This window comes from Mesorhizobium sp. M1E.F.Ca.ET.063.01.1.1 (assembly GCF_003998155.1).
Taxonomy (GTDB): Bacteria; Pseudomonadota; Alphaproteobacteria; order Rhizobiales; family Rhizobiaceae; genus Mesorhizobium.
The window spans coordinates 1-2,707 of the sequence record NZ_RZSC01000771.1; the positions used below are offsets into that span (position 1 = coordinate 1).

The following is a 2,707-nucleotide window of genomic DNA, read 5'->3' on the forward strand; positions in this document are numbered from 1 at the left end:
ATTGCGGATACCGCCCGAATCAAGAGGGAGCCGGTGGTCCATCCGCTCGTTCTGGTGGTGGGATACCTCGCGACCTGGCTTGCCGCCTCAGTGGTGTTCGCAGCGCTGACGCTTACGATCTATGCTTTTGCCGCCTCGGGGCAGGTGCTCGATCCTGTCGCCGGGCTTGCCGGGGCAGCAGCCCTGACGATTGCCGGCCTCTATCAATTCAGCGGTCTGAAGCAGGCCTGCCTGAAGAAATGCCGGAACCCGTTCTCGATCCTGTTCGCCAACTGGAGCGCGAAACCCGGGCGCATCTTTCGCCTGGGGATGGAGCAGGGCGTCTGGTGCCTCGGCTGCTGCTGGGCGCTGATGCTGGTGATGTTTGCCGTCGGGGCAATGAACATCTTCTGGATGGCGCTGATCGGCCTGTTCACCCTGATCGAAAAACAGACCACCGGCAGGGTGGCAAGCCAGGTGGCCGGTGCGATACTGCTTGTGTGGGCTGCCGCCCTGCTATTAGTTTCGGCGTGAGGGAGAACTCGATGACGGACCAAAGCTGGGCGATGAAGGGAGAGCTGGTACTCTCCTGCAATTGCACGGTTTTTTGCCCCTGCGTTTTGTCGCTCGGCAGCCATCCGCCGACCGAGGGCTATTGCCAGACCTGGGCTGGTTTCCGCATCGATGCCGGCCATTTCGGCGAGGTCGACCTCTCCGGTCTCAATCTCGGCTTGGTCATGGAAATCCCCGGCTATATGAGTCGCGGCAACTGGACCGCAGGCCTGTTCATCGACAAGCGCGCCTCGGTCTATGCGGTGAAGGCCCTGACAAAAATCTTCACCGGCAAGGCCGGCGGGACCACATCGCTGCTGTCGATCCTGGTCGGCAAATTTCTCGGCATCGAGCAGGTGCCGATCACTTACGAGACGCGCGACAAGACGCGCGTCTTCCAGATACCGAGGATTATCGACGGCGCGGTCACGCCTATACCCGGCAAGGACCGCGAGAAGGATACCGTGATCACCAATTCCGAATACTGGATCGCGCCGGAAATCATCGTGGCGAAGTCCGACAAGAGCAAGATGCGCGCCTTTGGCCGCAACTGGAATTTCGCCGGCCGTTCGGCCGAGATATGCAAGCTGGACTGGCGGGGACCGTGAGCAAGAACACAGCGGCCAGGAAAGCGGCCAAGAAGATCGCGGAGCGGATTCCGCGGCCCAAGAAGAAAGTGACGTGGCCGCAGGCACGCGCTTTTTCCGTACATTTGCTGACCGCGTCCGGTTCGTTCCTGGCTTTCCTATCGCTGGTCGCGGCGAGCGAGGAGCGCTGGACCGCGATGTTCTGGTGGCTGGGGCTGGCCCTGTTCGTCGACGGCATAGACGGTCCGATCGCCAGGAAGCTCGAAGTCAAGGAGATCCTGCCGACCTGGTCGGGGGAGATGCTCGACAACATCATCGACTACGTGACCTATGTGCTCATCCCGGCCTTCGCGCTCTACCAGCGCGGCTTCATGGGCGAGAACCTGTCCTTCCTGTCGGCGGCAATCATCGTGGTGTCGAGCGCGATCTACTACGCAGACACCGGCATGAAGACGAAGGAAAACTTCTTCAAGGGATTCCCGGTGGTCTGGAACATGGTGGTGTTCACGCTCTTCGTCATCGAACCGGGACCGTGGGTTTCCTTCGCCGTGGTCGTGGTCGCCGGCATCCTCACCTTCCTGCCGATCAACTTCATCCACCCGGTGCGGGTGGTGAGGCTCAGGCCGGCCAATCTCGGCATTACCCTTTTGTGGTGCGCCTTCGGCGCGCTTGCGCTGGCGCAGGCCGCACTCGCCAGCTTCTACAACCAGATCGGCGTCCTGGGTGAGCAGGTCAGCGACTTCACCAAGATCGGCATCACCATCACCGGGCTCTATCTCGCCTGCATCGGGGGAATCATGCAGTTGTTCCCCAATCTTGGCGCCAAGAAACCCTGACCTAACTTTTTGTTGGAGCATGATCTTTTCCGAAAACCGGTTCCCACCTTTCGGGATCAAGCTCTGGATCCTGTGCGTACCCCGAGAGACCCGAGAGAGTTGAGCGATGTCCAAGGCAATCCGCATCCACGCCCATGGCGGCCCCGAAGTCCTGACCTATGAGGATGCCGATCCCGGCCAGCCAGGTGCCGGACAGGTTCTGGTCAGGCATACCGCGATCGGCCTCAACTTCATCGACGTCTATCATCGTTCGGGCCTTTACCCGCCGCCCGGCGGCTTCCCGCTGATCCCGGGCAGCGAGGCGGCCGGCGTGGTGCTGGCCGTCGGCGACGGCGTCGACTGGCTGACGCCGGGCGACCGCATCGCCTATGCCGTCAATGTCGGCGCTTATTGCGAGGAACGGGTGATCGCCGCCGACCGCGTGGTCAAGCTACCGGACGGCATCAGCGACGAGCAGGCCGCGGCCATGATGCTGAAGGGCATGACGGCGGAATATCTGCTGCGCCGCACTTATCATGTGAAGGCAGGCGACACGATCCTCTACCACGCCGCCGCCGGCGGCGTCGGTCTCATCCTCGGCCAATGGGCAAAGCATCTCGGCGCGACCGTGATCGGCACGGCGAGCTCCGCCGACAAGATCGAACTCGCCAAGGCGCATGGTTTTGACCATGTCATCAATTACAAGGAGCAGGATTTCGTCGCCGGCGTCGCCGCCTTCACCGGCGGCCGCAAATGCGACGTCGTCTATGATTC

At 61.8% G+C, this 2,707-nt stretch carries 4 protein-coding genes; all 4 read left to right on the forward strand.

Features of this window, described 5'->3' with window-relative positions:
• The coding region (locus tag EOA29_RS32035) for a DUF2182 domain-containing protein (protein WP_189479055.1) at positions 1-513 on the forward strand (513 nt) is incomplete at its 5' end.
• Between the two features lie 11 nt (positions 514-524).
• Entirely contained in the window at positions 525-1,139 is a 615-nt protein-coding gene (locus EOA29_RS32040) for a DUF1326 domain-containing protein (protein WP_126093957.1), read from the forward strand.
• The gene (gene pcsA, locus EOA29_RS32045) at positions 1,112-1,954 is read left to right on the forward strand and encodes a phosphatidylcholine synthase (RefSeq protein ID WP_126093958.1); all 843 of its coding nucleotides are present in this window, start codon (positions 1,112-1,114) and stop codon (positions 1,952-1,954) included. The genes EOA29_RS32040 and pcsA overlap by 28 nt, the downstream gene beginning before the upstream one ends.
• 106 nt (positions 1,955-2,060) lie before the next feature.
• The coding region (locus tag EOA29_RS32050; protein WP_145969918.1) for a quinone oxidoreductase at positions 2,061-2,707 on the forward strand (647 nt) is incomplete at its 3' end.

What these genes read in the sequence shown, in the direction of transcription:
- EOA29_RS32040 (WP_126093957.1), top strand. Translation starts at nt 525, where the DNA reads ATGACGGACCAAAGCTGGGCGATGAAGGGAGAGCTGGTACTCTCCTGC.
- pcsA (WP_126093958.1), top strand. Translation starts at nt 1,112, where the DNA reads ATGCAAGCTGGACTGGCGGGGACCGTGAGCAAGAACACAGCGGCCAGG.